This window comes from Polaribacter tangerinus, assembly GCF_038024095.1.
GTDB lineage: Bacteria > Bacteroidota > Bacteroidia > Flavobacteriales > Flavobacteriaceae > Polaribacter > Polaribacter tangerinus.
The window spans coordinates 2,550,001-2,574,036 of record NZ_CP150668.1 but is presented as its reverse complement, the minus strand read 5'-3'; the positions used below and the strand labels follow the sequence as shown (position 1 = coordinate 2,574,036).

The following is a 24,036-nucleotide window of genomic DNA, read 5'->3' as shown; positions in this document are numbered from 1 at the left end:
ATAAAAAAAGGTGTTGCTAAAAATAGCAACACCTTAATTATTAACAATTGTTAATCATTATATTATCTTTTATGTCTAGATTCTGAAGACACAGAAATTTTCTTTCTTCCTTTAGCTCTTCTTCTAGCTAATACTTTTCTTCCATTTGCAGAAGCCATTCTTTCTCTGAAACCATGTTTGTTTCTTCTCTTTCTTTTCGATGGCTGGTAAGTTCTTTTTGGCATTATGTGTGTTTTTAAATGACTTCTAAATATATTTTTAATGCGATTGCATTACGCTACTTTAAAGCGTGTGCAAATATACAATTGTTTTTATTTTAGACAAACACTATTTTAAAAAAAAATTAAATATATTTATTTTATCTTTTTTAAAAGCTTTTTCATGGCTTTTTCGCCTAACTCATAAAAGTCTTTATGAAATAACGTAGGTTGTAATTTAATTTCATTTGTGTAAAAATCTCTCTCCTCTTGTAACCTAATAGTTCCAACACAATTTAGCTCTAAAAAAACTTCGTTTTTCTTAATATCTAAAATTTTAATAAAAGATATAGCTCCTGCCTCTGAACCAATAAGTAATTTTCTATTTGCTTTAGTTAAACCTCCATTTTTAAAATCCTCTAAAAAACTAATTTTACTTAAAATTAAATAATCTAGATTGGTATTTTGTTTAAAAAAAAGACACAACAAAGGGTAAATGCTTACTACCTTCAATCTTAGAGTTAGAAAAACCTGTGGGGTTTAAAAGATAGGTTTTATCATTATAATCTAACTTTTTATTAAACGACAAATAGTTGTAAGTATACTTCCCAAGGTTTACACCAAGACCGTTTGGAAATAAAAAAGAACAAGAAACTAATAATACACAACAAATTAATACTAAAACATATCTCATTCCTATAAATTTATACCAATTCTAAGATGCGCATCAACAAAAATGCCATCGGAATCTGAAATACACCTAATGTAATGTAATATTTTATGTCTATCATTAATTAGTTAAAAATATTTCATCTTTTTTATTTGACAGAATTTTTAGAGTTAGTACTTTTGCGCAAACCTACAAATACCATGAGTAATACTAAATACGTTTTTGTAACAGGAGGCGTAACTTCATCCCTTGGAAAGGGAATTATAGCGGCTTCTTTGGCAAAACTATTGCAAGAAAGAGGCTTTTCTGTAACCATACAAAAACTAGATCCTTATATTAATATCGACCCAGGAACTTTAAATCCTTATGAGCATGGCGAGTGTTATGTAACTGATGATGGTGCAGAAACAGATTTAGATTTAGGGCACTATGAGCGTTATTTAAACATACCTACCTCTCAGGCCAATAACGTTACTACAGGTAGAATTTATCAATCTGTAATTAATAAAGAACGTAAAGGTGAGTTTTTAGGTAAAACAGTACAGGTAATTCCTCATATTACAGATGAAATAAAAAGAAGAATTCAACTTTTAGGAGAAACTGGTGAGTACGATATAGTAATTACAGAAATTGGTGGTACTGTTGGCGATATAGAATCTTTGCCATATGTGGAATCTGTTAGACAATTATTGTGGGAAAAAGGAGAAGAAAACGCAATTGTTATTCATTTAACTTTAGTGCCTTTTTTAGCGGCTGCAGGAGAACTAAAAACCAAACCTACACAACACTCTGTTAAAATGTTAATGCAAAGTGGTGTGAGTCCGGATATTTTAGTATGCAGAACAGAACATGAAATTTCTGATGATATTAAAAGAAAGTTAGCTCTATTTTGTAATGTTAAACAAGAAGATGTTATTCAGTCTATAGATGCAGAAACCATATACGATGTTCCTAATTTAATGCTAGAACAGGGATTGGACACCGTAGTTTTAAACAAACTAAAATTGTCTTCTAAAGGAGAACCCGAACTAAAAGTATGGAATAACTTTTTACAGAAACATAAAAACCCTAAACATGAAGTAGAAATTGCTTTGATAGGTAAGTACGTAGAGTTACACGATTCTTACAAATCGATTACAGAAGCTTTTATTCATGCTGGTTCTTCTAACGAAACTAAAGTGAATGTTCGTTGGGTGCATTCGGAAAGTTTAACGCCAAAAAATGCAGCAAAAAAATTACAAGGAGTAAATGGTATTTTAGTAGCTCCTGGTTTTGGAGATAGAGGTATTGAAGGAAAAATTAGAGCCGTAAAATTTGCTCGTGAAAATAAAATTCCGTTTTTCGGAATTTGCCTAGGTATGCAAATGGCCGTTATTGAATATTCAAGAAACGTGTTAGGTTTAGAAAATGCGTCTTCAACTGAAATGAACAAAAGCACAAAACACCCTGTTATTAATTTAATGGAAAGTCAAGAAAAAGTTACTGAAAAAGGGGGAACTATGCGTTTAGGTGCTTGGGATTGTAAACTATCTAAAAATTCTAAGATTTTTAAAGCATATCAATCTGAATTAATTAGCGAAAGGCACAGGCACCGTTTTGAGTTTAACAATACCTACTTAAAAGAAATTGAAGCTGCCGGAATGAAAGCAACTGGTATCAACCCAAAAACGGGCTTGGTAGAAGTAGTAGAGGTTGAAAAACACCCGTGGTTTGTGGGCGTTCAATACCATCCGGAATATAAAAGTACGGTGTTAAAACCACATCCTTTATTTGTAGATTTTATTAAAGCAGCCTTAAAGCAGTCTAAAAATTAATAATTGTAAATGAGTTACTTATATTTTAAATAAAAAATTACGATTACATGTATCCTTTAAGGTTACACTAAAAACGGAACATTTATTGAACTATACATTATAAACTAATTTAAAGCAGTAAAATCATTAAAAAATCTGCTTTTTTACTACATTTGTCTCTTTTTTATCAAGAATTTTTCTTGACATTATGACAAACTGACATTTTAAAATAACACATGGAACAAAAAAAATTCGATTACAATTCTTTTATTGGAATGATTTTATTAGCAGGTATTGTTTTCTGGTGGATTAGCACCAACAAGCCTCTACCAGAAGAAACAGACAATACAACTACTACAGAAATTGTAGCGGATACACAAAAGGTTACACAAGAAGATACATTTTCGAATAAAAATTCTTTTTCAAACGACTCTTTACAACAAGTAGCTGCAAAAAATAAATTGGGTGCTTTTGCAAACAGTGCTATAAATGCTTCGGAGGGTGTTTCTGTTTTAGAAAACAACCTTTTAAAATTAACTATAAATAACAAAGGTGGGCAAATTATTGCTGCTCTGGTTAAGAATTACAAAACTTACGACTCCTTACCATTGTATTTGGTAAAAGATAACAACGCCTCTTTTAATATTAATTTCGGAACTACAGACAACCGTATTCTTAATACAAAAGACTTATATTTTGAGGCTAACGCTTCTAAAAATGGCAATAATAATGTGTTGTCGATGAAACTTAAAGTTTCTGAAACACAGTTTTTAGAATATAGGTACGAAATGTTACCAAATGAATATATGGTTAACTTTTCTGTTCGTTCTCAAGGATTAAACAATGTAATTAACGCATCTGCTCCTATTAATTTAGATTGGACATTAGATGGCTATAGAAATGAAAAAAGTTTAAAAACCGAAAACACAATGTATTCTTGGTATTACTACAAGTCTGATGATGAAGTAGATTACATAAGACCCGGAAATACAGAAGTTTTAAATGATGTTGATTGGGTTTCTTACAAACAACACTTTTTTACCTCTAACTTATTAACAGAAAAACCTTTTAATAAAGCAACAATAACTTCTACAGACCTAGTGGTTAATGAAGAAATTGATACCGTTTACACCAAAAGATATGAGCTAAAGACTCCGTTAGAATTGTCTAATGGCGAGTTAAACTATAACATGAAATGGTTTTACGGACCAAGTGATTATAACTTATTAAAAAAATATGAAGGAACTAGCTTAGATGAAACGGCAGATTTAGGTTGGGGAATTTTTGGCTTTTTAAACAGGACCATTTTTTATCCTGTATTTAATTTATTACAAGGTTTTTTAGGAAATTATGGTTTAATAATTATTCTAATGACCATTGTTGTAAGACTACTGATGTCTCCGTTAGTATACAAATCTTATTTATCGAGTGCAAAAATGAAGGTTATTAGACCCGAATTAACAGCATTAAATGAAAAATATCCTGGTAAAGAAAATGCCATGAAGCGTCAGCAAGAAACAATGGCTATTCAAAGAAAAGCAGGAGTTAGCATGTTGTCTGGTTGTATACCAGCATTGCTACAAATGCCAGTATTCTTTGCCTTATTTAAGTTTTTTCCTACCAACCTTGCTTTAAGACAAGAAAGCTTTTTATGGGCTAACGATTTATCTTCCTATGACACCATTTTTAAACTGCCATTTAGTATTCCTTTCTACGGAAATCATGTGAGTCTATTTCCAATTTTAGCTTCCGTAGCCATTTTCTTTTACATGAAAATGAACCAAAGCCAGCAAGCTAATATGCAAGCTCCTGCTCAAGAAGGAATGCCAGATATGGCCAAAATGATGAAGTATATGATTTACTTCTCTCCTATTATGATGTTATTTTTCTTTAACAACTACGCAAGTTCTTTAAGTTTATATTATTTTATCTCTAACTTATTAACTATTGCAATAATGCTTACAATTAAAAATTTTGTAATCGACGAAGATAAAATTCATGCTCAAATAGAAGAAAATAAAAAACGTCCAGAAAAGAAAAAAAGTAAGTTTAGACAGCGAATAGACGAAGCTATGAAACAAGCGCAAGAGCAACAAGCAAAGCAACAAAAAGGCAAAAGATAATTCATAAAAAAACCGAAACTAATTAGTTTCGGTTTTTTTTGTGTTTTTTACAAATTTTACAACAACTCTTGTAACTTTTTAACTGTAACATCTATCTCTTGTAAGGTGGTGTATTTAGAGAAAGAAAAGCGTACAGAGGTTTTATCTGCTTCATTTACTGGTAATATTTCAGACAATACATGAGATCCTTTATTGCTACCACTTTGGCAAGCACTACCGCCGGAAACTGCAATTCCTGCTAAGTCTAGTTCGAACAGTAACATAGAGTTCTTTAGAGGAAAACGAACGTTTAAAATAGTGCAGCTACTATTATCTAAATCATGAGAATTACCGTTAAAATCAATATCATTAGATAATTTTTTAAGGGCAGAAATAAAATAGCGCTTTATGTTATTTAAATGCAGCATATCTTTTTCCATAGAAGATACTGCAATGTCTAGCGCTTTCTCCATTCCTAAAATAGCATGAACATTTTCTGTACTAGAACGGGCTCCTCTTTCTTGTTCTCCTCCATGAAGCATTGGCAAAATTCCAAATCCTTTTCTAAAAAAAGCAAAACCAACTCCTTTTGGTCCGTGAAACTTATGTGCACTTGCTACCATAAAATCGATAGCCATGTCATGTAAATCGATAGGATAATGTCCGATGGCTTGTACCGTATCTGAATGAAATAAAGCTTCATATTTTTTACACAATCCAGCAACATTTTTTATGGGTAAAAGTGTGCCTATCTCATTGTTTATCATCATTAAACTAACCAAGGTTTTTTCTTCTGAACTTTGTAAAAGGGTTTCTAAATGAGAAATATCTACATTCCCAAAAGTATCTATATTTACATAAGACAAACGTATATTTTTTGTGTCACTTAAAAATTTGCACGTATGTAAAACAGCATGATGTTCAATTTTAGAAGTTATTAAATGTTTAACTCCTAAATGATTTACTGCATTATGTAAAATTAAATTATCTGCTTCTGTACCACTAGAAGTAAAAACAATTTCTTGTGCAGAAACATTAAAATGAGCAGCTATTTGTTTTCGCGCTTTTTCTACACTTGTTTTTGCTTTTCTACCAAATTGATGTGTAGAGGAAGGGTTCCCATAATTGAGCTCCATAGAATTGCTTATTACAGAAATTACTTCTGGTGCCATTTTAGTGGTAGCTGCATTGTCTAAATAAATCGGTTTCATAGTGCAAAAATAAGTCTAATTTATGAGTTTACGTTCTGAAAAACATACACTTCAGTAGCTCCCAAACCGTACTTTTTATATGAAGCATCGTAATATTTTATTGGATATTTGTTTAACAACGCATGCAATTCTCCTTTTAAAACACCTTCGCCAACACCATGAATAAAAACAATTTTAGATATTTTTTTCTTAATAGCATATTCTACTTTACTTTTTGCAGTATCTAATTGAAGGTTTAACATATCATAATTGTCCATTCCTTTTACAGATTTTACCAATTGATTAATATGCAAATCTACCTCCATTATAGTTTCTTTTTGCTGTTTTTTAAAAAGACTTTTCTTAGGCTGATTTTTAGAAGCAGCCAACTTCTCATCTAGCAAACTGTTATTTATATCAGAAAATTTAGAAAGCTCGTGTTGAGAAACCCCTATTTTGACCAATTCCTTTTCGTTAAAATTAAAATGCATGCCATCTGTAGTTTTTATAGCTACTATATTGTTGGTAATAGCAATTACCTCTCCTTTTAAAACATCGTCTAAAACAGCCACTTTATTTCCGATTTCGAAACGCATTCTTAACATTATTTTAATTCAAGTTCAAAGATAAGCACTTAATTTTGTTCAAAAAATAAGATATGTCTACTTCTTCTCTAATTTCTACCGAAAGCTTTTTTAAAAAATGTGCAAAAAAAATAAAACTTGAAGAAAGTAGAAAAGCACTACTTTGTGAAATTGCAGAGACTATTTCTAAAGAATATCATAAAAATGGAGTTGTAAATCTTAATTTCATTTGCACACACAATTCTAGAAGAAGTCAGTTTGCTCAGGTTTGGGCCCATTATGCTGCAGACTTTTTTAATTTAAATATCAGGAGTTTTTCGGGCGGAACTGCAGTGACTTCATTTTACAGAAACACTTTAAAAACACTTCAAAAGTCTGGTTTCGATTTTAACATAGAAAGTTTTTCACATCAAAACCCTATTTACAGTATTTCTTATTTTGGTTGCAAAAAAACGCTATTAGGATATTCGAAACGGTTTGATGACACAGAAAACAGCACGCCATATATTGCTATAACTACCTGTAATAATGCAGATAAAAATTGTCCTTTTGTACCAGAAGCCATACATCGATTTCATGTACCTTACACAGATCCAAAACATTCAGATGATTCCGCTTTTTGGCAAGAAGTGTACCTAACTACTAGTGAACAAATAGCTGCAGAAATTTATTTTATATTTAACAACATTAAGAAATACTAATTTATATTTCTAGTTTTTTATCGTAAGGAATACTTTTTAAAACATGTTGAATCACATTAATTCTGGCTTCTGTCTTTCTATTTGCTCGAATAATTTTCCAGGGTGAATTTGGTGTATTTGTTCTTTTAAACATTGCATTTTTATACTCTGTATATTGATCCCATAAAAACTGAGCCTTTTCATCTAATTTAGTCATTTTCCATTGTTTTAACGGATTGCTCTTAATGTCTGCAAAACGTTTTGCTTGTTCTTTTTTTGAAATAGACATGTAAATTTTAACCAAATGAATACCAGATTCTAAAATCATGTTTTCGAAATTGTTCACCTGATTCATAAAAATATCGTATTCCTCTGGAGTACAAAAACCGTTTACTGGTTCAATAACTGCTCGATTATACCAACTTCTATCAAAAAAAACAATTTCTCCTGCCTTTGGAAACTGCTCTACATATCTTTGAAAATACCATTGAGATTCTTCATCTTTTGTTGGCTTTGGCAAGGCAACAATTCTCATATGTCGTGGATTAATTCGCTCGGTAAGTCTTCTTATAGCTCCTCCTTTACCAGCTGCATCTCTTCCCTGAAAAACAATAATTATACGTTCATTATTTTCTATTGCCCAAGTTTGTAAACGAATAAGCTCTACCTGAAGTTTTTTTAATTTCTTCTGATAATCTACATATCTTAAGCCTCTTTCTATATTTAAAGGTTCTTTAGAGAGCAATGCCAATAAACCTTTCTTGGTATTTAATTTTGATACTTCTTTGGCTGTTAAATTATTTTCCATACCTGTTTAATCTACATTTTTATTAGACCTAAAATAACGCATTACTACATTAGGATCTGGAGTTAAAATAGTAGTTGATTGTTCTTTCCCTTCATAATCAAACTGAGAAATAACATGTCTCATTGCTTCTAAACGAGCTATTTTTTTATCATTGGTCTTTATCATTATCCACGGGCTATATGTTGTATGGGTTTTAGAGAACATTTCCGATTTGTAATGGGTATATTTATCCCAAAGCATTTGCCCTTGTTTGTCTACCGGACTAAATTTCCACCTTTTTAAAGGATCTTCTTTTCGTGCCTCAAATCGCTTTAATTGTTCATCTTTTGTTATGGAAAGCCAAAACTTAATTATAATAACACCATCTTCATACATCATGTGTTCAAACTCTGGCACCTGCACTAAAAACTCTTTGTATTGTTGTTCTGTACAAAAACCCATAACTGGCTCTACAACTGCTCTATTATACCAACTTCTATCAAAAAAAACAATTTCTCCTGGGTTGGGTAATTCTTTAATATATCTTTGAAAATACCATTGCCCCTTCTCTATTTCTGTTGGTTTATTTAATGCTACTAAACGACTAGATCTCGGATTCATATGCTCCATAAATCGTCTAATATTACCACCTTTACCTGCTGCATCTCTACCTTCAAAAATAATTGCAACTCGCTTTTTTTGTTCAGAAATCCATTGTTGTAATTTTACCAACTCAATCTGTAAAAGTCTCAATTCTTCGGTATATAAAAGTGTTTTAGATACACTTTGATAGTGATTACTTTTCTGTTTAATTAGGGATAATAACTCGTTATTATCGGTAAGATTTTCAAAATCTTCTTTGGTTAATCCTTTTTCGGAACTCATACATTCTATTTCTGTGTCTAAAATATTACTTTTTTTCTAAACTGCTATAAAATTGAATCTTTTTAAACAAGTTCTGTTATATTTGTAATCTATGAAAAAAATTCTGTTCTTATGCTGTTTGATATCGTTTTCAATTTTTTCTCAAAAAAAAAATAGTAAAGAAATTAGTATTCTTTCTGAAAACGACTTGTATACATCTTTAAAAAATGATCGATACTATTCGAATGGTCTTTTTATTAGTTATCGATATTTATCAAAAAATAAAAAAAAATCACTAGAAAAAAAATTATCGAGTGGCAACTAAATCATCAAATTTACACGCCATTTAAACCGATTGTTAACTTTGTAGAAAACCACGATAGACCTTTTGCCGCTTACCTCTCTGCCAACTACTCGACCTTAAACATTTACAAAAACAATCAATCTTTAAAAACAACTTTTCAAATAGGTGTTATTGGGCCAAACGCGTTTGGTAAAGAGCTCCAGAATTTTGTGCACACCATGTATGGTTTTGAAGAAGGTGTTGGCTGGAAGTATCAAATAAAAAATGCTGCAGGACTAAATTTAAATTTTAATCATCATAAATTTCTACTAAAAAATAGCACAAATTCATTTGATCTTACTTGGGCAAACAGCTCTAAACTTGGAACTATCAAAACAAATTTAAATACGGGTTTGTTGGCTAGATTTGGACTTTTACCACTTCAAAAAATTGCAAATTCTATTGCTTTTAATAGTGGATTAAATAATGATGATACAAATTACAATACAGAAAAAGAATCTTTTTTCTTTGTAAAACCTTCAGTAAAATATCAATTTTATGATGCTACTATTCAAGGTAGCTTTCTAAATACTAAAAGCGACGTTACTAAAGAATTAGTTCCGCTTGTATTTCATTTAGAAATCGGATTTTTGTTTACAGTAAAAAACTTTTATTTTGGTTATACATATAATTATAACAGCAATAAATCTAAAGGATTATTTCATTCTAAAGGACAAAATTATGGAAGTATCTCTTTAAATTATCGCTTAAAATAACATTAGCTTGTAATTAGTTTGTAAAAAATTCATCTTTAAAACCTATTAAATAGAGTTTTTCTTGTGCACGTGTAATAGCCGTATATAACCATCTGTAATATTCTTTAGAAACTCCTTCTGGCAAATATGGTTGCTCTATAAAAACAGTTTTCCATTGCCCACCTTGAGATTTGTGACAAGTAATTGCATACGAAAACTTAACTTGTAAAGCATTAAAGTAAGGGTTCTTTTTAATGGCTTGAAACTGTTTGTATTTCGATTTTTCGTTTGCATAATCTTCTCTTACAGCTTGATATAGTTTATTCGACTCTTCGTAGGTTAAAGACGGACTTTCACTAGATAACGTGTCTAACAACAATACGGTTTCAAAAGGGGCCATTTCAGGATAATCAATCATTCGAATTTCTACTTCGGCAAACTTAAAACCATACAAATCTTTAATAGCAAAAATTTTTAATACTTCGCAAATATCTCCATTGGCAATAAAACCAGCTTTAGTAGTTTCTGGTAACCAAAAATAATTGTTTTTTACAATCATAATATAGTCTCCTGCAGAAATTTCATTTTCTTGACCACGAATGTTATATCTAATTTGCTGATTGTATAAGTTGGCTCTTTTGTTAGACCTTACAATGAGGGCGGTGTCCTCTACTCCATTTTTTTCATATGCACTAACAATTGCATCTTCAATTTCGTAACCATCCTGTAGTCTTATAATATCCGGAAAATCTACATCGAACTTAAATTGTTCATTGGTACTTTTTAAAAGAAAACGCAAAGTAGTTGCATTGGCTAAAATTCCAGAATTTTCATGCTGTCGCATTACTTCATCAAGTTCTATTTCTGTAACTGACTTGTCGTAATTATAAGTAAGTGTATCTTGGTCTAAGGCAGGACTAACATCTAGTTTTACGGGTGGTAACTGAGCGGTGTCGCCAATAAAAATTAATTTACAATTTTTACCAGAATACACATAAGTAATTAAATCGTCTAATAAAGAACTGGTATCAAATAATTGTTGATGTTGCTTACCATCTGGAATCATAGAAGCCTCATCAACAATAAAAATAGTATTAGTATGCTTGTTACTTTGTAAAACAAAAGAAACACTACCATTTGATTGTTTTTTGGGAAAATAAATTTTCTTATGAATAGTAAAAGCAGGTCTTTTAGAATAAACAGAAATAACTTTTGCAGCCCTACCTGTTGGCGCTAAAAGCACAGCTTTTTTACCTGCAAAAGTCAACGAATTTACAAAAGCACTTATAGAAGTTGTTTTTCCAGTTCCTGCAAACCCTTTTAATAAAAACAAAGCATTTTTATTTTTATCAAAAATAAAACTACTCAGCAAATGCAATAAATTTGCTTGTTTTTCGGTAGGTTGATAAGGGAATTTCTTACGTAGTAGCTTACTAAAATCTGCAGGTATTTCTATCATAAATAAATTAAAGTATCAAAGATACATCGATTTGTAAAGAAAAATTTTTATCATTGAAAAAAAATTGTAGATTTGCGATAAGAGTATTAAAAAAATATATCAAAAAAATGGAATTATTAGGAATGATTTTGGCTGCCGCTTTAGGTTCAGTTATTGTAGCTATTGTTATAGTTAAATATTTACCACTAAAACTTAGATGGGTAGCATCTTTGTTGCTATTGGTTTTAGCCGTGTTTTTAGGAACAAAAATTTACAACGGAATTATGGAGCCAATTAATTTTAATAAAAATAAAGTTGCCAAATTTGCTCCTGTTATCGAAAATTTAAAAATTATTAGAGATGCACAAGTAAAACATTACGAAGTTACTGGTGCATACACTACTAACAAACAAGGCTTAATTCAGTTTATAGATTCTGCCAAATTAGCACTTACAAACACAAAAACTATTGTAGAAAAAGTAAACAGAGGTGGTGGTGTAATTGTAGATGTAGAAAAAAGAGTTACCGATACTATTGGGTACGAGCCTGTGTTAAAGTATTTTGAAGGAAGAGACTATAAAAATATGTTTGCTGTACCAAATGTACCTGGCAAAGAATTTGAATTAGAAATTGGTACTGTAGAAAAAGTACCAGGTTTAGTAGTTCCTACTTTTAGAGCTAGAGCTCATAAAAAAGATATTTTAAAAGGAATGAACGAGTCTCTTGTTAAGCAAGAATTAGAGGATATAAGAACCGATCAAATTAAAGGAGAGTTTGTTTCTGTGGGTTCTTTAGACGAAGTAACAACTGGTGGAAATTGGCCACCTTCTTATGACAAACAAATTGATAAAAAAGAATAGTAACATATCTTTTAAGAATTTAAAAGAAAATGAATTATCCATCCAATTTAATTTGGATGGATTTTCTTTTTCCATTTATAATAATTCTCAAAAAAAAACAGTGTATTTCTGTGAGTATCAGTTTGAAGAAACACAAAATACGCCTTCTTCTCTTTTAGAAAAAATAAAAGAAATTTTTAAGACAGATATTCACTTACAAGGAGATTTTTTGTCAGTTACTGTTATTCATCAAAATAACCTATCTACCATTGTCCCTAACCTTTTTTTTGATGAAGAAAAGTTGGAAAGTTACTTAAAGTATAACGTAAAAACATTAACTACAGACTTTATTACTTACGACAGTTTAGCAAATTTTAATGCCAAAAATGTTTATATACCATATGTAAATATAAACAACTATCTTTTTCAAAATTTTGGCTCTTTCGAATACAAACATCATACAACAGTTCTTATAGAAAAAATAGTTGCCATTAATAGAAGTAACGAGAAAACAATGTATGTAAACGTTACTAAAAACAGCTTAGATATTGTAGTTTTAGATGCTAAAAAACTTCTTCTTTCTAATAGTTTTTTTTATAGCTCAAAAGAAGACTTTATTTACTATATTTTATTTGTTGCAGAGCAACTTAAACTAGATACAACTTTATTTTCACTTTACCTGATGGGTGATATATCTTTAGATTCTGACACGTATAATATTACCTACAAATACATTAAAAATATTTACTTTTTAGAGAGCGACAATGCTATTTTTAATGACTTAAAAACCCCAAAGCACACCAATTATATTTTATTAGGCTCATGAGAATAATTTCTGGAAAATTAAAATCGAGACGATTAAGTGCTCCAAAAAACTTGCCTGTTCGACCAACTACAGATATGGCAAAAGAATCTTTATTTAATATCTTAAATAACACTTTCTATTTTGACGGAATTAGTGTTATTGATTTATTTGCTGGAACCGGAAATATTAGCTATGAATTCGCCTCGAGAGGAACTAAAGAAATTTATGCAATTGATGCCCATTTTGGTTGCATAAAATTTATAAACGAAACAGCAAAAAAACTGGCATTAAATATTCAGGCTGTAAAAAGTGATGTATATAAATTTATAGAAAAAACATCCCTAAAATCTGATGTAATATTTGCAGATCCTCCCTATGATTTTAGCGAAGAACAATTTCTTAAAATTGCAGATATTGTTTTTGAAAGGAATTTGCTTAATAAAGAGGGTGTTCTAATAATCGAGCACTCTAAACATACCGATTTATCCAACCATAAATATCATAGCTACGACAAGAGATATGGTGGAAATGTGTTTAGCTTTTTTGAAAATATAATAGAAGAATAATTTATAGTAAAGAAGCTATAATATTTGCTATGGTAATACCTTCTGCTTCTGCCTTGTAATTTTTTACAATTCTATGTGATAAAATAGGTACAGCTACCGCTTGTACATCTTCTATATCAGGAGAATATTTACCATTTACTGCAGCATGAGCTTTTGCAGCTAAAATTAAATTTTGAGATGCTCTAGGACCTGCTCCCCAATCTAAGTAACTCTTCACCATTTCTGTTGCCTCTTCAGATTTTGGCCTGGTTTTACCAACAATACGAACAGCATACTCTATAACGTTGTCTGCCACAGGAATTTTACGAATCAATTGTTGAATAGCAATAATTTCTTCTCCATTATACACAGATTGTATTTTTTGCTTAATAGAAGAAGTTGTATTTTTTACCACGGCCACTTCTTCTCTAAAACTAGGATATTCTAGGTTTATAGAAAACATAAATCTATCTAACTGAGCTTCTGGTAAAGGGTAAGTTCCTTCTTGTTCTATTGGGTTTTGTGTGGCTAAAACAAAAAAAGGCAAAGCCAATTTGTAATGATTTCCTGCAACAGTTACAGATTTTTCTTGCATTGCTTCTAAAAGCGCAGCTTGTGTTTTTGGTGGAGTTCTATTTATTTCATCTGCTAAAACAATATTAGAAAAAATAGGTCCTTTTACGAACGTAAATTGTCTGTTTTGATCTAGTATTTCGCTTCCTAAAATATCTGAAGGCATTAAGTCTGGCGTAAACTGAATTCTTTTAAAATTAAGTCCTAAAACATCAGATATGGTATTAACAAGTAGTGTTTTTGCCAATCCTGGTACACCAATCAATAAAGAATGTCCACCACAAAAAATAGATAACAACGTAAAGTTTACTGCTTCTTTTTGACCGATAATTACTTTACCAATCTCGTCTTGTAAAACCTTATATTTATGAATTAAATCTTTAACTGCTGCTACGTCTGACATTTTATCGAATAGTTTCTTTTTTCCAATTTTTGCTAAAAGTACACTTCTTGTAATCTTCTCCTAATTTAATATAGGTATCCTTAATTTTGTCTTTTGCCCATTTTTCTATTACTTCTTCCTTCTTTTTTAACAGAGCAAGTTCTTGTATTTTAACATAGTCTTCTACTAAATCTGCCGTATGAGTATCTGTTCTATCTTTCATTAAAAGGAACTTATACATTTTTTCTCCTCCTCGAGATTCATCATAAAAAACATCGGTAAACTCTCCTTTTTTTAAATCATTAACTCTAGCGTAAAATGCAGGATCTAAACCTATTAAATTCAATTTAGACTCACCTGTATTTTGATTGATAATTAAACCACCGCTGTTTTTAGTGTCTTTATCATCTGAATATTTTTCTACAGCTTCTTCAAATGTAAGTTTTCCTTGTTCAATATCTCTTTTAATTTCCTCTACTTTTAGTCTAATTTCTGTTAGTCGAGATTCTGGTATTTCTGGTTGCATTAAAATGTGTGATGCAATCCTAGTATTTCCTTTAATTTGGTGTAATTGCATTATATGGTAACCAAAATCTGATTTAAATGGTTCCGAAACTTGACCAACATCTAGCGTAAAAGCCATTTCTTTAAATTCTTTAATAAAATTTGACTCTTTAGTTACAGGATACTTTCCACCGTTTTCTACAACACCCGGATCTTTAGAGTTTATAATTGCCTTCATTCTAAAACTTGCACCATCAATAATTTCTTGCCTAAGCGCATTTAATTTTGCAATTATTTTATCATTTTCTTGCTTGGTAGGACTTGCATTCATAACCAACTGCGCCAATTCTATTTCTGCTGGAAATTCTGGTAGCTCGCCCTTTTCTTTTAAGCCATTATAATACAAGCGTACTTCTTCTGGCGTAACATCTACTTTTTCTGTTACTTTTAATTGCTCTTTTTCTACTAAAATATTTTCTTTTTGAACATTGTAAAGCTCAGATCTTAAATCGTCTAAATCGTTAAAACCATAAGCGTTAATTACTTTGTCTAAACTACCGTATTGTTGGGTGAAATATTGAATACTTCTGTCTACATTACTCGAAACTTCAGCGTCTGAAACCGTAACACTATCTACCACCGCATGATGAGAAAGAAGCTTTTGTTGCATTAACTCTTCTAACATTTCACAATCAGAAATGGTTACTTTTCCCTCACTTCTTAACTCAATTTCTTTTTTAAACTTAGCAATATCGGAGTCTAAAACAATGTTTTTTCCAATTACAACTGCTACACCATCTACTTTTATCTTTTGAGCATTTACTTCTAAAGCATTATAAAGTAAAATACCGATTGTAAAAAGTAATTTAGTAATGTTTAAAGTTGTTGTTTTCTGTGGCATCTTTAATTAATATTTTTTCGATTTCTCTTATTAGTTCGATTTTACGCTTGTGTAAAATCATTTGTTTTATGGTTGGTTTTATATAGCTTAATGGAGCTATTTCGTTTCTTTCCAAAACATCTTTTATAGCCACCAAATATAAACCTAATGAGTCTTGTTTTTGAATGAATTTTGTTTTTTTTAACAGATTTTCTTCCGAAAATGGTAGTTTTAACAAAATCTTATCCATTCGCATCCAAATAGAATCATTTAAATGGTACTTTTTAAAACTTAATTGTTGTTTCTCTAGAGTTTCTAAATCATCAATATTGTCAGATTTAAATAAGGTTATAATTTCATCCTTATCTTTAACTTCATTATTAAAATGTAGATATCTAGCTTTTATTAAAATTTCATTTAACTTAAAATTTTCTTTATTAAATTGATAATAATCTTCTATCTCTTCCTCTAAAATTACGGTATCTAACTTTTGCTTTATTAGCTCTTCTTTGTAATTATTAATTAACAAACTTTCTCTATAATCATTTACCAACTGCTCTATAGTTTCTATAGATTCAGATGAGTTATTTGTTGTAGCTTTTTCTAAAAGTAATTGTTTAACAGCCCAATCTTTAATATAATTTTTAACTAAAACCAGGCTATCTTCTTTAGATATATTATTTGGTAAAATACCTTTTAAATCCTTTTTAAAAAGCTTTTGAGTATTAACAATGGCTATAATTTCAGATACACTTTCTTGCTTTTCTTTTAGCGTTATATAGTCACAAGAAGTCAATAAAATGAAAAAAAAGCAAGTAATACCTAAAAGTCTCATTTATTATTTTGGTAGTATTTAATTAATTTTTTTAGTTGCCTTTTTTGTATCTGAACAACATTCTTTTTTCGTAATTCTGCCACCCATTCTTGTTCCAAGAATTCTTGGTAATCATTCATTACTTTTCCTTTTATTTCGTCTAATTCTTTGTGTAAATATTTCTTTTTATTGTCATTATAGTATTTTTCCAATCCATTATTATCTTCTGCAGATTTATTCCAAATTTTCTGTTGCATCAATTCAAATAATAACAAACCGTCTTGATACTCTTTTAAAGTATTTGCATAGTCAGGTTCTGAAAGTGCTAAATTTTCTTTGTAATAGTTTAGTATTTCTTTATTCAAAAATTCTTCATAAAGAACAAAAATAGGTTTATGTCGTCTGTTTTTATTGTAATCTACAAATAAATATTGTAGTACTTCTTTGTTTTGTATGGTAAATAAAGTTTGTTGTAAAGAGTCTCTTTTTAAATCTCTTATATTTTTTTTATTTAATATTTTTTTTGCGCTCTCACTCTCTGTAATAACATACATTTTTTTTAGTTTATCTAAAACTGCTTTTTCAGAAAGTAACATTCGTGCACTTCTTTTTACCTTATTTCTAAGCTCACTCTCCATTTCTTCAAAAGTTCTTATTGGATATTTTTTTGTAAGCTTTACTATGTGCCACCCAAATCTTGTTTTAAACGGTTTGGAAAAGTCACCCTCGTTTTGCAGGTTAAAAACCTGATCATTAAAGGCTTTAACCATTCTACCTTCCGAAAATTTCCCTAAACTTCCACCATTTACTTTTGACCCAGGATCTTCTGAATATTTACTTACTAAATTTGAAAAAGGTTCCTTGTTTACTAATAGATTGTAAATAGTATCTATTTTTCTTTTACCAACATTAGTGGTATCTCGTATTAAAATATGTGCTGCTTCAACTTCTCCCTTTGAGGGTTTTATAGCATCTACCTTTAAAATATGATACCCAAAATTTGTACGAAAAGGTAGAGATATTTCTCCTACTTTAGTTTGGTAAGCAGCATCTTCAAAAGGAGCAACCATCTTAAAAGCATCAAAAAAACCTAAGTTCCCCTTATTGCCAATTCTGCCAGTTTCTTTATCATCTTGTGCCGATAAATCTTCGGAATATGCCACTGCGACTTCTTCAAAACTCTTTCCTTTTAAGATTGTATCTCTTAGTGCTAAAATTTTATTGTAGGTCGCCAAAGTATCCTTTGGTGTAGCTGTTACAGGAAGGCGAAGTAATATGTGTTTTACCTTTATTCTGTTTTTTGTTCTAAAATAGATATCTTTTAGCAATGGCGCTATAAAAGAAGTATCTTTTAAATATGGTGCTGAAAGCTGATTTTTATGATTCTCAATTTCATTAATGTAAGAAGGCAATGTATCTAATTTTAAATCATACGCCTCGGCTACTTTTAATTTATAATTTATAAATAAGTCTAAATTTTTAGAAACGTCTTTAGATTCATTCGTTTCAATTGCATCTAAATTTTTTTCATAAACACGTTTAAAATCTGATACTGAAATTTTTTCACCATTAATAACCACCAAAGTTTTATGATCATTCTGAGCTTTCAAATTAAAAACTAAAAAGAATAAAAAAATATAAAGTAATTTTGTTTTCATAATGTAAAGTTATAAGGAAATAATTCCGTCTATTTTCTCTGCCTTTAAATAATAAGAAATTACTTCTTTAGAATTTTTTACTTTTAAAACGATAGAAACACTTACATATTTTCCTGTTTTTGATTTTTTTGTTGAAATAACAGCACCAGTGTTGTTAAAAATATCGGCTACTTCTGTTACTTGATTTCCTTTAGAGGGTACGATAAATTTATACAAATAATCTGTCGGAAAAACAGAAGTATCGTTTAACTGAGCTTCTAATTTTTTATAAAATTCTTCTTTATTACTCATCGGTATTAGAAAATTACTCTTTAAATTTAAATATATTTAAAGTGACAAAATTACATTAAAAATTAGTTTTATAAAGGGAATGATTTATTTTTGTGAAATGCAAGAAAAAATTGTTCTTATTGGAGGTCCTGGTACCGGGAAAACATCTGTTTTAAATGAACTGGAAAATAGAAACTATTGCTGTATGCCAGAAGTTTCTAGAGAAGTAATACTTGAAGCAAAATCAAATGGTATAGATCAACTGTTTTTAGAAAAACCATTGCTATTTAGTGAAATGCTGTTAGAAGGAAGAGTAAAACAATACAAGGAAGCTTCAAAGAAAAAAATTAATATTGTTTTTTTTGATAGGGGAATTCCAGATGTTCATGCTTACATGGATTACTTTAATACCAGTTACCCAAAAACTTTTACAGAAAAAAGTAAACAGTATAAATACACAAAAATTTTTCACTTTTCTCCATGGAAAGAAATTCATACCACTGATAATGAAAGATATGAAACTTTTGAAGAAACTGTTAAAATTGATACTTTTCTAACAAAAACTTACTCTAAACTAGGTTACAATGTAATAAACGTTCCTTTTGGAAGTATTGATAAAAGAACAGATTTTATTTTAAATACACTTTCTTTAAAAATATGATTTCTATCGAAAACATATTAGAAAAATATTGGGGATATAGCTCATTTAGAAAGCCACAAAAAGAAATTATTAATACTGTTTTAGAAGGTAATGATACGATAGCTTTATTGCCAACCGGAGGAGGAAAATCTATTTGCTTTCAGGTTTCTGCCCTTGCAAAAGAAGGAGTTTGTATTGTAATTTCTCCCTTAATTGCATTGATGCAAGACCAGGTTAATAGCCTAAAAAAACTAAACATTAAAGCAACTACAATTGCCTCTGGCACTTCACAAGACGAAATAATATCTTTATTCGATAACATAAAATATGGTCATTACAAATTCTTGTACATTTCTCCCGAAAGACTTCAGTCTGATTTAATTCAACAAAAAATAAAAGAACTTAATGTTTCATTAGTTGCCATAGACGAAGCACATTGTATTTCGGAATGGGGTAATGATTTTAGACCATCATACAGAAAAATTAAAATATTAAAGGAACTTTCACCTTCTGCACCCTTTATTGCTCTTACAGCCACTGCCAATAAAAAAGTATTAGAAGATATTGCTATTAATCTTGAACTTAAAAAACCTGTAATTTTCAAAAAATCTTTTTTTAGAGAAAATCTAGCATACCAAGTTTTTAAGATAGAAGACAAACTAGAACGTTTAATTCAAATTTTTACAAAAACAAAAGTTCCAGCAATTGTTTATGTAAATACAAGAAAAAAAACAGTAGAAATAGCTAATTTTTTGCAAGCAAACAAATTTAATGCTTCCTATTACCATGGTGGTTTATCCTCTAAAGAAAAAAACATAGCCTTTAAAAACTGGTTGTCTGAAAAAAAGCCAATTATAGTTACCACCAATGCTTTTGGTATGGGAATAGATAAAGCAAATGTAGGCTTAGTAATACATTATAACATGCCTCAAAGTTTAGAAAACTATGTACAAGAAACAGGCAGAGCTGGTAGAAACAATAAAAAATCTTTTGGTGTATTATTGTATAATGATAATGATATTAGATTATTTAAAGAGCAACTTCAAAACGCAATACCATCACTTAATACCATTAAAGAGATTCACAAAAAACTATATCAACATTTTCAAATAGCCAACGGAGAATTGTTAGAAAGTTCTTTCGATTTTAATTTTTTAGAATTCTGCAGAAAATATAATTTCTCAATTCAAAAAACTGAAACTGTTTTAAAAATATTAAACAATTACGGAATAATTGCACTTGATAATTCTTTTAATAAAAAAGCGAAAATTCGAGTTGTTGCAAACCACAAAGTAATTCTTAATTACCCACAAAGTCAATCAGAAATTAAGAACTTCCTAAATATCTTATTAAGAACTTATGGTGGTCTTTTTGAAAATGAAGTTAAAATAGATCCTTTCTTCATAGGAAAAAAAGCGGGTATTACCTCTCAAAAAGTTCATCAATTATTAGAACAATTACAAAACCAACAACTTATAGAATATACCCCAATTGCTACAGATACTTCTATCTATTTTCTAATACCAAGAGAAGACGACAAAACTATTAACAGATTTGGTAGGGAAATAAAACAATTTTTGAAGCAAAAAGAACAAAAAGCTATCGATTTATTATCTTACGTAAAAAATAATACAACATGTAAAAGTATACAATTGCTAAGCTATTTTAATGAAAAGAGTACTCACTATTGTGGAATCTGTTCTGTATGTATTCAAAAGAAAAAAAAGAATACTAAAAATTTAGCTTTTTTAATTCTTCAACTTTTGCAAGAAAAAGACAATCTAACCTCCAAAGAAATTGGCAATCGTCTTAACTTATCTGAAGAAGATCTTTTACATCATTTACAATCTTTACTAATAGAAGACAAAATTTATATTAATAATCAAAATAAGTACAAAATAAAATAAAAATTATGAGAGATATCCGCATAGTCTTTATGGGAACACCAGATTTTGCAGTAAGCATACTAAGCCATCTAATAGAAAATAACTATACTGTAGTTGGCGTGGTAACTGCACCAGATAAGCCTGCAGGAAGAGGCAGAAAAATAAATGAATCTGCCGTAAAAAAGTATGCGAAAACTAAAAACCTACCAATATTACAGCCTCGTAATTTAAAAGATATAGACTTTAATAAAAAGTTAAAGGCTTTAAATGGAAATTTACAAATAGTAGTTGCTTTTAGAATGTTACCTAAAATAGTTTGGCAGCTACCAGAACTTGGTTCATTTAATTTACACGCCTCTTTATTACCCGATTACAGAGGAGCCGCACCAATTCATTGGGCAATTATTAATGGCGAAAAAACAACAGGTGTCTCTACTTTTTTTATTGATGAAAAGATTGATACTGGTGCCATAATCCTCCAAGAAAGAACTACTATAAGTGAAACAGAAACAGTGGGGAGTCTTCACGACAAATTAATGCTAATTGGTGCAAAACTTGTGGCAAAAACAGTAAGGTTGATTTCTGAGGGAAATGTAAAAACGATACACCAACCTCTTAAAGAAGAAAAAATAGCCCCTAAACTTCATACAGAAAATACAAAAATAGATTGGTTTCAAAATTTAGATACTATCTATAACAAAATTCGAGGTCTAAACCCTTTTCCTTGTGCATGGACAATACTAAAAAATAATAACGAAGAAATTAGTGTAAAAATTTATTCAGTAAAAAAACAACAAGAAGAGCATAATTTACCAATTGGTAAAATAATAACTTCAAAAAAAGAAATGAAAGTTGCTGTAAATAAAGGGTATATCATTATTGATGAAATCAAACTTTCTGGAAAGAAAAAAATGGATGCAAAAAGTCTGCTAAACGGATTTCAGTTTTATGAAAATGCAACAATGATGTAAAGCCTTTAACTACAAGGATTTTAGAGTTTTTTGATTTTCAAAGTGAGGTTTATTAACAATTGACTATCTTTTATCAACAAAAAGCCACTTTTTTAGTACTGTAATTTGCGTAAACCCACAATCCGTCTATATTTGTTAAGCGTTTTAACGTGAAAAAAAATTTTATTAAACAATTTAAAAATTATCATTATGAACAAATCAGATTTAATCGATGCAATGGCTGCTGACGCAGGAATTTCTAAAGTAGCAGCTAAAGCAGCATTAGAGTCTTTTACAGGTAACGTAACTTCTTCTTTAAAGAAAGGTGAAAAGGTTGCTTTAGTAGGTTTTGGAACTTTTTCTGTATCTAACAGAGCAGCAAGAAGTGGTAGAAATCCACAAACTGGAAAAACTATCCAAATTGCTGCTAAAAATGTAGCAAAATTTAAAGCAGGTGCTGGTTTAAGCGATGCTGTAAACTAAGAACACTGTTTTTAGATAACATAAAAACTCTCTTTTTTAAAGAGAGTTTTTTTTATACTTTATTTTCTTATCTTAGTGATAAAAACCATCTATGCCTTCTGAAAAAATAAAAAAAGGAAAATTACTCGTAGCCGAACCAGCAATATTAAATGATGATGCCTTTAATAGAGCAATAATTCTATTAACCGAGTTTACTAATAATAATGCTGTAGGTTTTATTTTAAATAAGCCATTAGATTATCTTCTATGCGATCTATTACCTGAAATAGACTGTGATTTAAAAATATATCAAGGTGGTCCTGTAGAGCAAGATAATTTATATTTTATACATAGAGTTCCGCATTTGATTCCAAATAGTATAGAGGTATCCAACGGCATTTTTTGGGGTGGAAATTTCAAAGAATTAAAAGAGTTATTGAACAAAAAAATACTAAGTGAAAATGAAATTAGGTTTTTCTTGGGATATTCTGGTTGGAATAAAAATCAACTAATAGAAGAACTTCAAAATAAATCTTGGTTTCTCTCTGAAAACGATTTTAAAAACATACTTGCTATTAAAGAAGATAATTTATGGAAAAACAAACTACTACAAAAAGGAGGAGACTATAAATTATGGTCTAATGCACCAAAAGATTTTAACCTCAATTAATTTCCTGCAATTTGTAATACTCTAAGACTAGCGTGTAATTTTTTACCTAAATCTGTTTTAAATTTCTTTTTCTTATATTTTGTTACAGGTTGAATTCCCATAATTGCATTGGTAATAAAAACTTCATCTGCTTTTTGAATTTCAAAAGGAGAAATAGTAGTTTCTTCTATTGTATACTCTTTATTCTTATTTAAAATTTCTATCACCTTTGCTCTCACAATACCCTTTATACAACCTTCAGATAAACTAGGTGTTTTAACTGTAAAACCTTTTAAAATAAATAAATTTCCATTGGTAACTTCTACGGCACCTTTTCGCTCATTTACTAAAACACAATTGTCTAAATCATTTTCTTTTGCATAAATACTTGCTAAGGTATTAATAAGTCTATTGTTGGTTTTAATTGTAGACAAAAGACCAGAATAATTGTAAAAATCCTTAAAAACGTCTATTTCATATGTCTCTTTTGTTGTGAAGCTATCGAGAGATACATCAATTAAATAAGACACTTCGTTTGTGGTAGGTGTATAAAAACCACCATCCTTTCTAAAAACATTTAAACGAACTCTGTAACTAGATCCAGTATCAGAAACAGCTATAGTTTTCAAAATTTCTTCTTGTAAAAACTCTAAAGTAAACTCCATCGGAATTTTCATTCGCAACATTCGCATAGAAGCCATTAATCTAAAATAGTGATCTTCCCAGAAAATAATTTTTTTGTTAATTACTTTGATAGTTTCAAAAATACCGTCACCGTATTTAAATCCTCTATTATCAGTAGTTAATGAAACATTTTCTTTAAATAATAATTCACC

The 24,036-nt window shown here is 29.8% G+C and carries 27 protein-coding genes (1 of these 27 only partly in view); 13 read left to right on the top strand and 14 right to left on the bottom strand.

From position 1 onward, the window contains the following. Nucleotides 1-62: 62 nt before the first annotated feature. From rpmH to WHD54_RS11250, 3 genes are all read right to left on the bottom strand, one after another. Nucleotides 63-224: a 50S ribosomal protein L34 gene (gene rpmH / locus WHD54_RS11260; RefSeq protein WP_088324822.1), complete on the bottom strand. Its 162-nt coding sequence runs from the start codon at nt 222-224 to the stop codon at nt 63-65. A 129-nt stretch (nt 225-353) separates the two neighbouring features. Then, entirely contained in the window at nt 354-683 is a 330-nt protein-coding gene (locus WHD54_RS11255; RefSeq protein WP_088324823.1) for a hypothetical protein, read from the bottom strand. Next, nucleotides 667-891: a hypothetical protein gene (locus tag WHD54_RS11250; RefSeq protein ID WP_088324824.1), complete on the bottom strand. Its 225-nt coding sequence runs from the start codon at nt 889-891 to the stop codon at nt 667-669. The genes WHD54_RS11255 and WHD54_RS11250 overlap by 17 nt, the downstream gene beginning before the upstream one ends. Before the next feature lie 176 nt (nt 892-1,067). On the opposite strand from WHD54_RS11250, the gene WHD54_RS11245 reads away from it, so the two are divergent. Next, on the top strand, nt 1,068-2,681 hold the full coding sequence (locus WHD54_RS11245) for a CTP synthase (RefSeq protein WP_088324853.1): 1,614 nt from the start codon (nt 1,068-1,070) through the stop codon (nt 2,679-2,681). A gap of 215 nt (nt 2,682-2,896) precedes the next feature. Continuing rightward, a complete protein-coding gene (gene yidC / locus WHD54_RS11240; protein ID WP_088324825.1) occupies nt 2,897-4,783 on the top strand; it encodes a membrane protein insertase YidC in 1,887 nt (628 codons plus the stop codon). 56 nt (nt 4,784-4,839) lie between these two features. Here the strand turns inward: yidC and WHD54_RS11235 are convergent, their stop codons facing one another. Both WHD54_RS11235 and WHD54_RS11230 read right to left on the bottom strand, forming a co-directional pair. Further along, nucleotides 4,840-5,973 (bottom strand): cysteine desulfurase family protein, encoded by a 1,134-nt coding sequence (locus tag WHD54_RS11235; protein WP_088324826.1) that lies wholly within the window; start codon nt 5,971-5,973, stop codon nt 4,840-4,842. A 20-nt stretch (nt 5,974-5,993) separates the two neighbouring features. Then, nucleotides 5,994-6,548 (bottom strand): Smr/MutS family protein, encoded by a 555-nt coding sequence (locus tag WHD54_RS11230; protein ID WP_198943171.1) that lies wholly within the window; start codon nt 6,546-6,548, stop codon nt 5,994-5,996. A gap of 62 nt (nt 6,549-6,610) precedes the next feature. Here WHD54_RS11230 and WHD54_RS11225 point away from each other — a divergent pair, with 62 nt between their 5' ends. Beyond that, on the top strand, nt 6,611-7,237 hold the full coding sequence (locus tag WHD54_RS11225) for a hypothetical protein (protein WP_088324828.1): 627 nt from the start codon (nt 6,611-6,613) through the stop codon (nt 7,235-7,237). Nucleotide 7,238: 1 nt separating this feature from the next. Here the strand turns inward: WHD54_RS11225 and ppk2 (WHD54_RS11220) are convergent, their stop codons facing one another. Both ppk2 (WHD54_RS11220) and ppk2 (WHD54_RS11215) read right to left on the bottom strand, forming a co-directional pair. Further along, nucleotides 7,239-8,024 carry a polyphosphate kinase 2 gene (gene ppk2, locus WHD54_RS11220; RefSeq protein WP_088324829.1) on the bottom strand — a complete coding sequence of 262 codons (786 nt, stop codon included), beginning with the start codon at nt 8,022-8,024 and terminating at the stop codon, nt 7,239-7,241. Between the two features lie 6 nt (nt 8,025-8,030). Further along, the gene (ppk2, locus tag WHD54_RS11215; RefSeq protein ID WP_088324830.1) at nt 8,031-8,888 is read right to left on the bottom strand and encodes a polyphosphate kinase 2; all 858 of its coding nucleotides are present in this window, start codon (nt 8,886-8,888) and stop codon (nt 8,031-8,033) included. A 91-nt stretch (nt 8,889-8,979) separates the two neighbouring features. On the opposite strand from ppk2 (WHD54_RS11215), the gene WHD54_RS11210 reads away from it, so the two are divergent. Further along, complete coding sequence (locus WHD54_RS11210) at nt 8,980-9,192, top strand: lipid A-modifier LpxR family protein (RefSeq protein ID WP_340767355.1); 213 nt, start codon at nt 8,980-8,982, stop codon at nt 9,190-9,192. Beyond that, nucleotides 9,159-9,926: a lipid A deacylase LpxR family protein gene (locus WHD54_RS11205; RefSeq protein WP_340767778.1), complete on the top strand. Its 768-nt coding sequence runs from the start codon at nt 9,159-9,161 to the stop codon at nt 9,924-9,926. Before WHD54_RS11210 ends, WHD54_RS11205 begins: the two co-directional genes overlap by 34 nt. 13 nt (nt 9,927-9,939) lie before the next feature. On the opposite strand, the gene WHD54_RS11200 is transcribed toward WHD54_RS11205, so the two are convergent. Further along, complete coding sequence (locus tag WHD54_RS11200) at nt 9,940-11,364, bottom strand: ATP-dependent DNA helicase (RefSeq protein WP_088324831.1); 1,425 nt, start codon at nt 11,362-11,364, stop codon at nt 9,940-9,942. 107 nt (nt 11,365-11,471) lie between these two features. On the opposite strand from WHD54_RS11200, the gene WHD54_RS11195 reads away from it, so the two are divergent. Genes WHD54_RS11195 through WHD54_RS11185 form a run of 3 tightly spaced genes read left to right on the top strand, consistent with a single transcriptional unit; the run spans nt 11,472 to nt 13,553 of the window. Then, complete coding sequence (locus tag WHD54_RS11195) at nt 11,472-12,203, top strand: hypothetical protein (RefSeq protein ID WP_088324832.1); 732 nt, start codon at nt 11,472-11,474, stop codon at nt 12,201-12,203. Then, nucleotides 12,187-13,008 (top strand): DUF3822 family protein, encoded by an 822-nt coding sequence (locus tag WHD54_RS11190; protein ID WP_088324854.1) that lies wholly within the window; start codon nt 12,187-12,189, stop codon nt 13,006-13,008. Before WHD54_RS11195 ends, WHD54_RS11190 begins: the two co-directional genes overlap by 17 nt. Beyond that, nucleotides 13,005-13,553: an RsmD family RNA methyltransferase gene (locus tag WHD54_RS11185; RefSeq protein WP_088324833.1), complete on the top strand. Its 549-nt coding sequence runs from the start codon at nt 13,005-13,007 to the stop codon at nt 13,551-13,553. The genes WHD54_RS11190 and WHD54_RS11185 overlap by 4 nt, the downstream gene beginning before the upstream one ends. A gap of 1 nt (nt 13,554) precedes the next feature. Here WHD54_RS11185 and WHD54_RS11180 read toward each other — a convergent pair whose 3' ends face one another. Genes WHD54_RS11180 through WHD54_RS11160 form a run of 5 tightly spaced genes read right to left on the bottom strand, consistent with a single transcriptional unit; the run spans nt 13,555 to nt 18,634 of the window. After that, nucleotides 13,555-14,508: an AAA family ATPase gene (locus WHD54_RS11180; RefSeq protein ID WP_088324834.1), complete on the bottom strand. Its 954-nt coding sequence runs from the start codon at nt 14,506-14,508 to the stop codon at nt 13,555-13,557. A 1-nt stretch (nt 14,509) separates the two neighbouring features. Further along, entirely contained in the window at nt 14,510-15,892 is a 1,383-nt protein-coding gene (locus tag WHD54_RS11175; protein WP_088324835.1) for a peptidylprolyl isomerase, read from the bottom strand. Beyond that, the gene (locus tag WHD54_RS11170; RefSeq protein WP_088324836.1) at nt 15,858-16,706 is read right to left on the bottom strand and encodes a hypothetical protein; all 849 of its coding nucleotides are present in this window, start codon (nt 16,704-16,706) and stop codon (nt 15,858-15,860) included. The genes WHD54_RS11175 and WHD54_RS11170 overlap by 35 nt, the downstream gene beginning before the upstream one ends. Further along, nucleotides 16,703-18,343, bottom strand: coding sequence for a peptidylprolyl isomerase (locus WHD54_RS11165; RefSeq protein WP_088324837.1), 1,641 nt, complete (start codon nt 18,341-18,343; stop codon nt 16,703-16,705). The genes WHD54_RS11170 and WHD54_RS11165 overlap by 4 nt, the downstream gene beginning before the upstream one ends. A gap of 9 nt (nt 18,344-18,352) precedes the next feature. Continuing rightward, complete coding sequence (locus WHD54_RS11160) at nt 18,353-18,634, bottom strand: DUF493 family protein (protein WP_088324838.1); 282 nt, start codon at nt 18,632-18,634, stop codon at nt 18,353-18,355. A gap of 97 nt (nt 18,635-18,731) precedes the next feature. Here WHD54_RS11160 and WHD54_RS11155 point away from each other — a divergent pair, with 97 nt between their 5' ends. The 5 genes from WHD54_RS11155 (at nt 18,732) to WHD54_RS11135 (ending at nt 23,221) form a co-directional block, all read left to right on the top strand. Then, nucleotides 18,732-19,274: an AAA family ATPase gene (locus WHD54_RS11155; protein WP_088324839.1), complete on the top strand. Its 543-nt coding sequence runs from the start codon at nt 18,732-18,734 to the stop codon at nt 19,272-19,274. Next, nucleotides 19,271-21,160 carry a RecQ family ATP-dependent DNA helicase gene (locus WHD54_RS11150; RefSeq protein WP_088324840.1) on the top strand — a complete coding sequence of 630 codons (1,890 nt, stop codon included), beginning with the start codon at nt 19,271-19,273 and terminating at the stop codon, nt 21,158-21,160. The genes WHD54_RS11155 and WHD54_RS11150 overlap by 4 nt, the downstream gene beginning before the upstream one ends. 5 nt (nt 21,161-21,165) lie before the next feature. Continuing rightward, entirely contained in the window at nt 21,166-22,110 is a 945-nt protein-coding gene (gene fmt / locus WHD54_RS11145; RefSeq protein WP_198943173.1) for a methionyl-tRNA formyltransferase, read from the top strand. Between the two features lie 189 nt (nt 22,111-22,299). After that, entirely contained in the window at nt 22,300-22,572 is a 273-nt protein-coding gene (locus WHD54_RS11140) for an HU family DNA-binding protein (RefSeq protein WP_088324842.1), read from the top strand. Nucleotides 22,573-22,663: 91 nt separating this feature from the next. Beyond that, the gene (locus WHD54_RS11135; protein WP_088324843.1) at nt 22,664-23,221 is read left to right on the top strand and encodes a YqgE/AlgH family protein; all 558 of its coding nucleotides are present in this window, start codon (nt 22,664-22,666) and stop codon (nt 23,219-23,221) included. Here WHD54_RS11135 and WHD54_RS11130 read toward each other — a convergent pair. Beyond that, nucleotides 23,218-24,036, bottom strand: partial view of an aminotransferase class IV gene (locus WHD54_RS11130; RefSeq protein WP_088324844.1) — the 3' portion only. The gene runs 15 nt beyond the window's last position; only the last 819 of its 834 coding nucleotides appear in the window; its start codon lies beyond the right edge, outside the window; the stop codon is at nt 23,218-23,220. The genes WHD54_RS11135 and WHD54_RS11130 overlap by 4 nt on opposite strands.

Bases quoted from the DNA above. Each gene is read 5' to 3' on its own strand.
- rpmH (WP_088324822.1), bottom strand. From the start codon at position 224: ATGCCAAAAAGAACTTACCAGCCATCGAAAAGAAAGAGAAGAAACAAA.
- WHD54_RS11250 (WP_088324824.1), bottom strand. From the start codon at position 891: ATGAGATATGTTTTAGTATTAATTTGTTGTGTATTATTAGTTTCTTGT.
- WHD54_RS11245 (WP_088324853.1), top strand. From the start codon at position 1,068: ATGAGTAATACTAAATACGTTTTTGTAACAGGAGGCGTAACTTCATCC.
- yidC (WP_088324825.1), top strand. From the start codon at position 2,897: ATGGAACAAAAAAAATTCGATTACAATTCTTTTATTGGAATGATTTTA.
- WHD54_RS11235 (WP_088324826.1), bottom strand. From the start codon at position 5,973: ATGAAACCGATTTATTTAGACAATGCAGCTACCACTAAAATGGCACCA.
- WHD54_RS11230 (WP_198943171.1), bottom strand. From the start codon at position 6,548: ATGCGTTTCGAAATCGGAAATAAAGTGGCTGTTTTAGACGATGTTTTA.
- WHD54_RS11225 (WP_088324828.1), top strand. From the start codon at position 6,611: ATGTCTACTTCTTCTCTAATTTCTACCGAAAGCTTTTTTAAAAAATGT.
- ppk2 (WP_088324829.1), bottom strand. From the start codon at position 8,024: ATGGAAAATAATTTAACAGCCAAAGAAGTATCAAAATTAAATACCAAG.
- ppk2 (WP_088324830.1), bottom strand. From the start codon at position 8,888: ATGAGTTCCGAAAAAGGATTAACCAAAGAAGATTTTGAAAATCTTACC.
- WHD54_RS11210 (WP_340767355.1), top strand. From the start codon at position 8,980: ATGAAAAAAATTCTGTTCTTATGCTGTTTGATATCGTTTTCAATTTTT.
- WHD54_RS11200 (WP_088324831.1), bottom strand. From the start codon at position 11,364: ATGATAGAAATACCTGCAGATTTTAGTAAGCTACTACGTAAGAAATTC.
- WHD54_RS11195 (WP_088324832.1), top strand. From the start codon at position 11,472: ATGGAATTATTAGGAATGATTTTGGCTGCCGCTTTAGGTTCAGTTATT.
- WHD54_RS11185 (WP_088324833.1), top strand. From the start codon at position 13,005: ATGAGAATAATTTCTGGAAAATTAAAATCGAGACGATTAAGTGCTCCA.
- WHD54_RS11180 (WP_088324834.1), bottom strand. From the start codon at position 14,508: ATGTCAGACGTAGCAGCAGTTAAAGATTTAATTCATAAATATAAGGTT.
- WHD54_RS11175 (WP_088324835.1), bottom strand. From the start codon at position 15,892: ATGCCACAGAAAACAACAACTTTAAACATTACTAAATTACTTTTTACA.
- WHD54_RS11170 (WP_088324836.1), bottom strand. From the start codon at position 16,706: ATGAGACTTTTAGGTATTACTTGCTTTTTTTTCATTTTATTGACTTCT.
- WHD54_RS11165 (WP_088324837.1), bottom strand. From the start codon at position 18,343: ATGAAAACAAAATTACTTTATATTTTTTTATTCTTTTTAGTTTTTAAT.
- WHD54_RS11160 (WP_088324838.1), bottom strand. From the start codon at position 18,634: ATGAGTAATAAAGAAGAATTTTATAAAAAATTAGAAGCTCAGTTAAAC.
- WHD54_RS11155 (WP_088324839.1), top strand. From the start codon at position 18,732: ATGCAAGAAAAAATTGTTCTTATTGGAGGTCCTGGTACCGGGAAAACA.
- WHD54_RS11150 (WP_088324840.1), top strand. From the start codon at position 19,271: ATGATTTCTATCGAAAACATATTAGAAAAATATTGGGGATATAGCTCA.
- fmt (WP_198943173.1), top strand. From the start codon at position 21,166: ATGAGAGATATCCGCATAGTCTTTATGGGAACACCAGATTTTGCAGTA.
- WHD54_RS11140 (WP_088324842.1), top strand. From the start codon at position 22,300: ATGAACAAATCAGATTTAATCGATGCAATGGCTGCTGACGCAGGAATT.
- WHD54_RS11135 (WP_088324843.1), top strand. From the start codon at position 22,664: ATGCCTTCTGAAAAAATAAAAAAAGGAAAATTACTCGTAGCCGAACCA.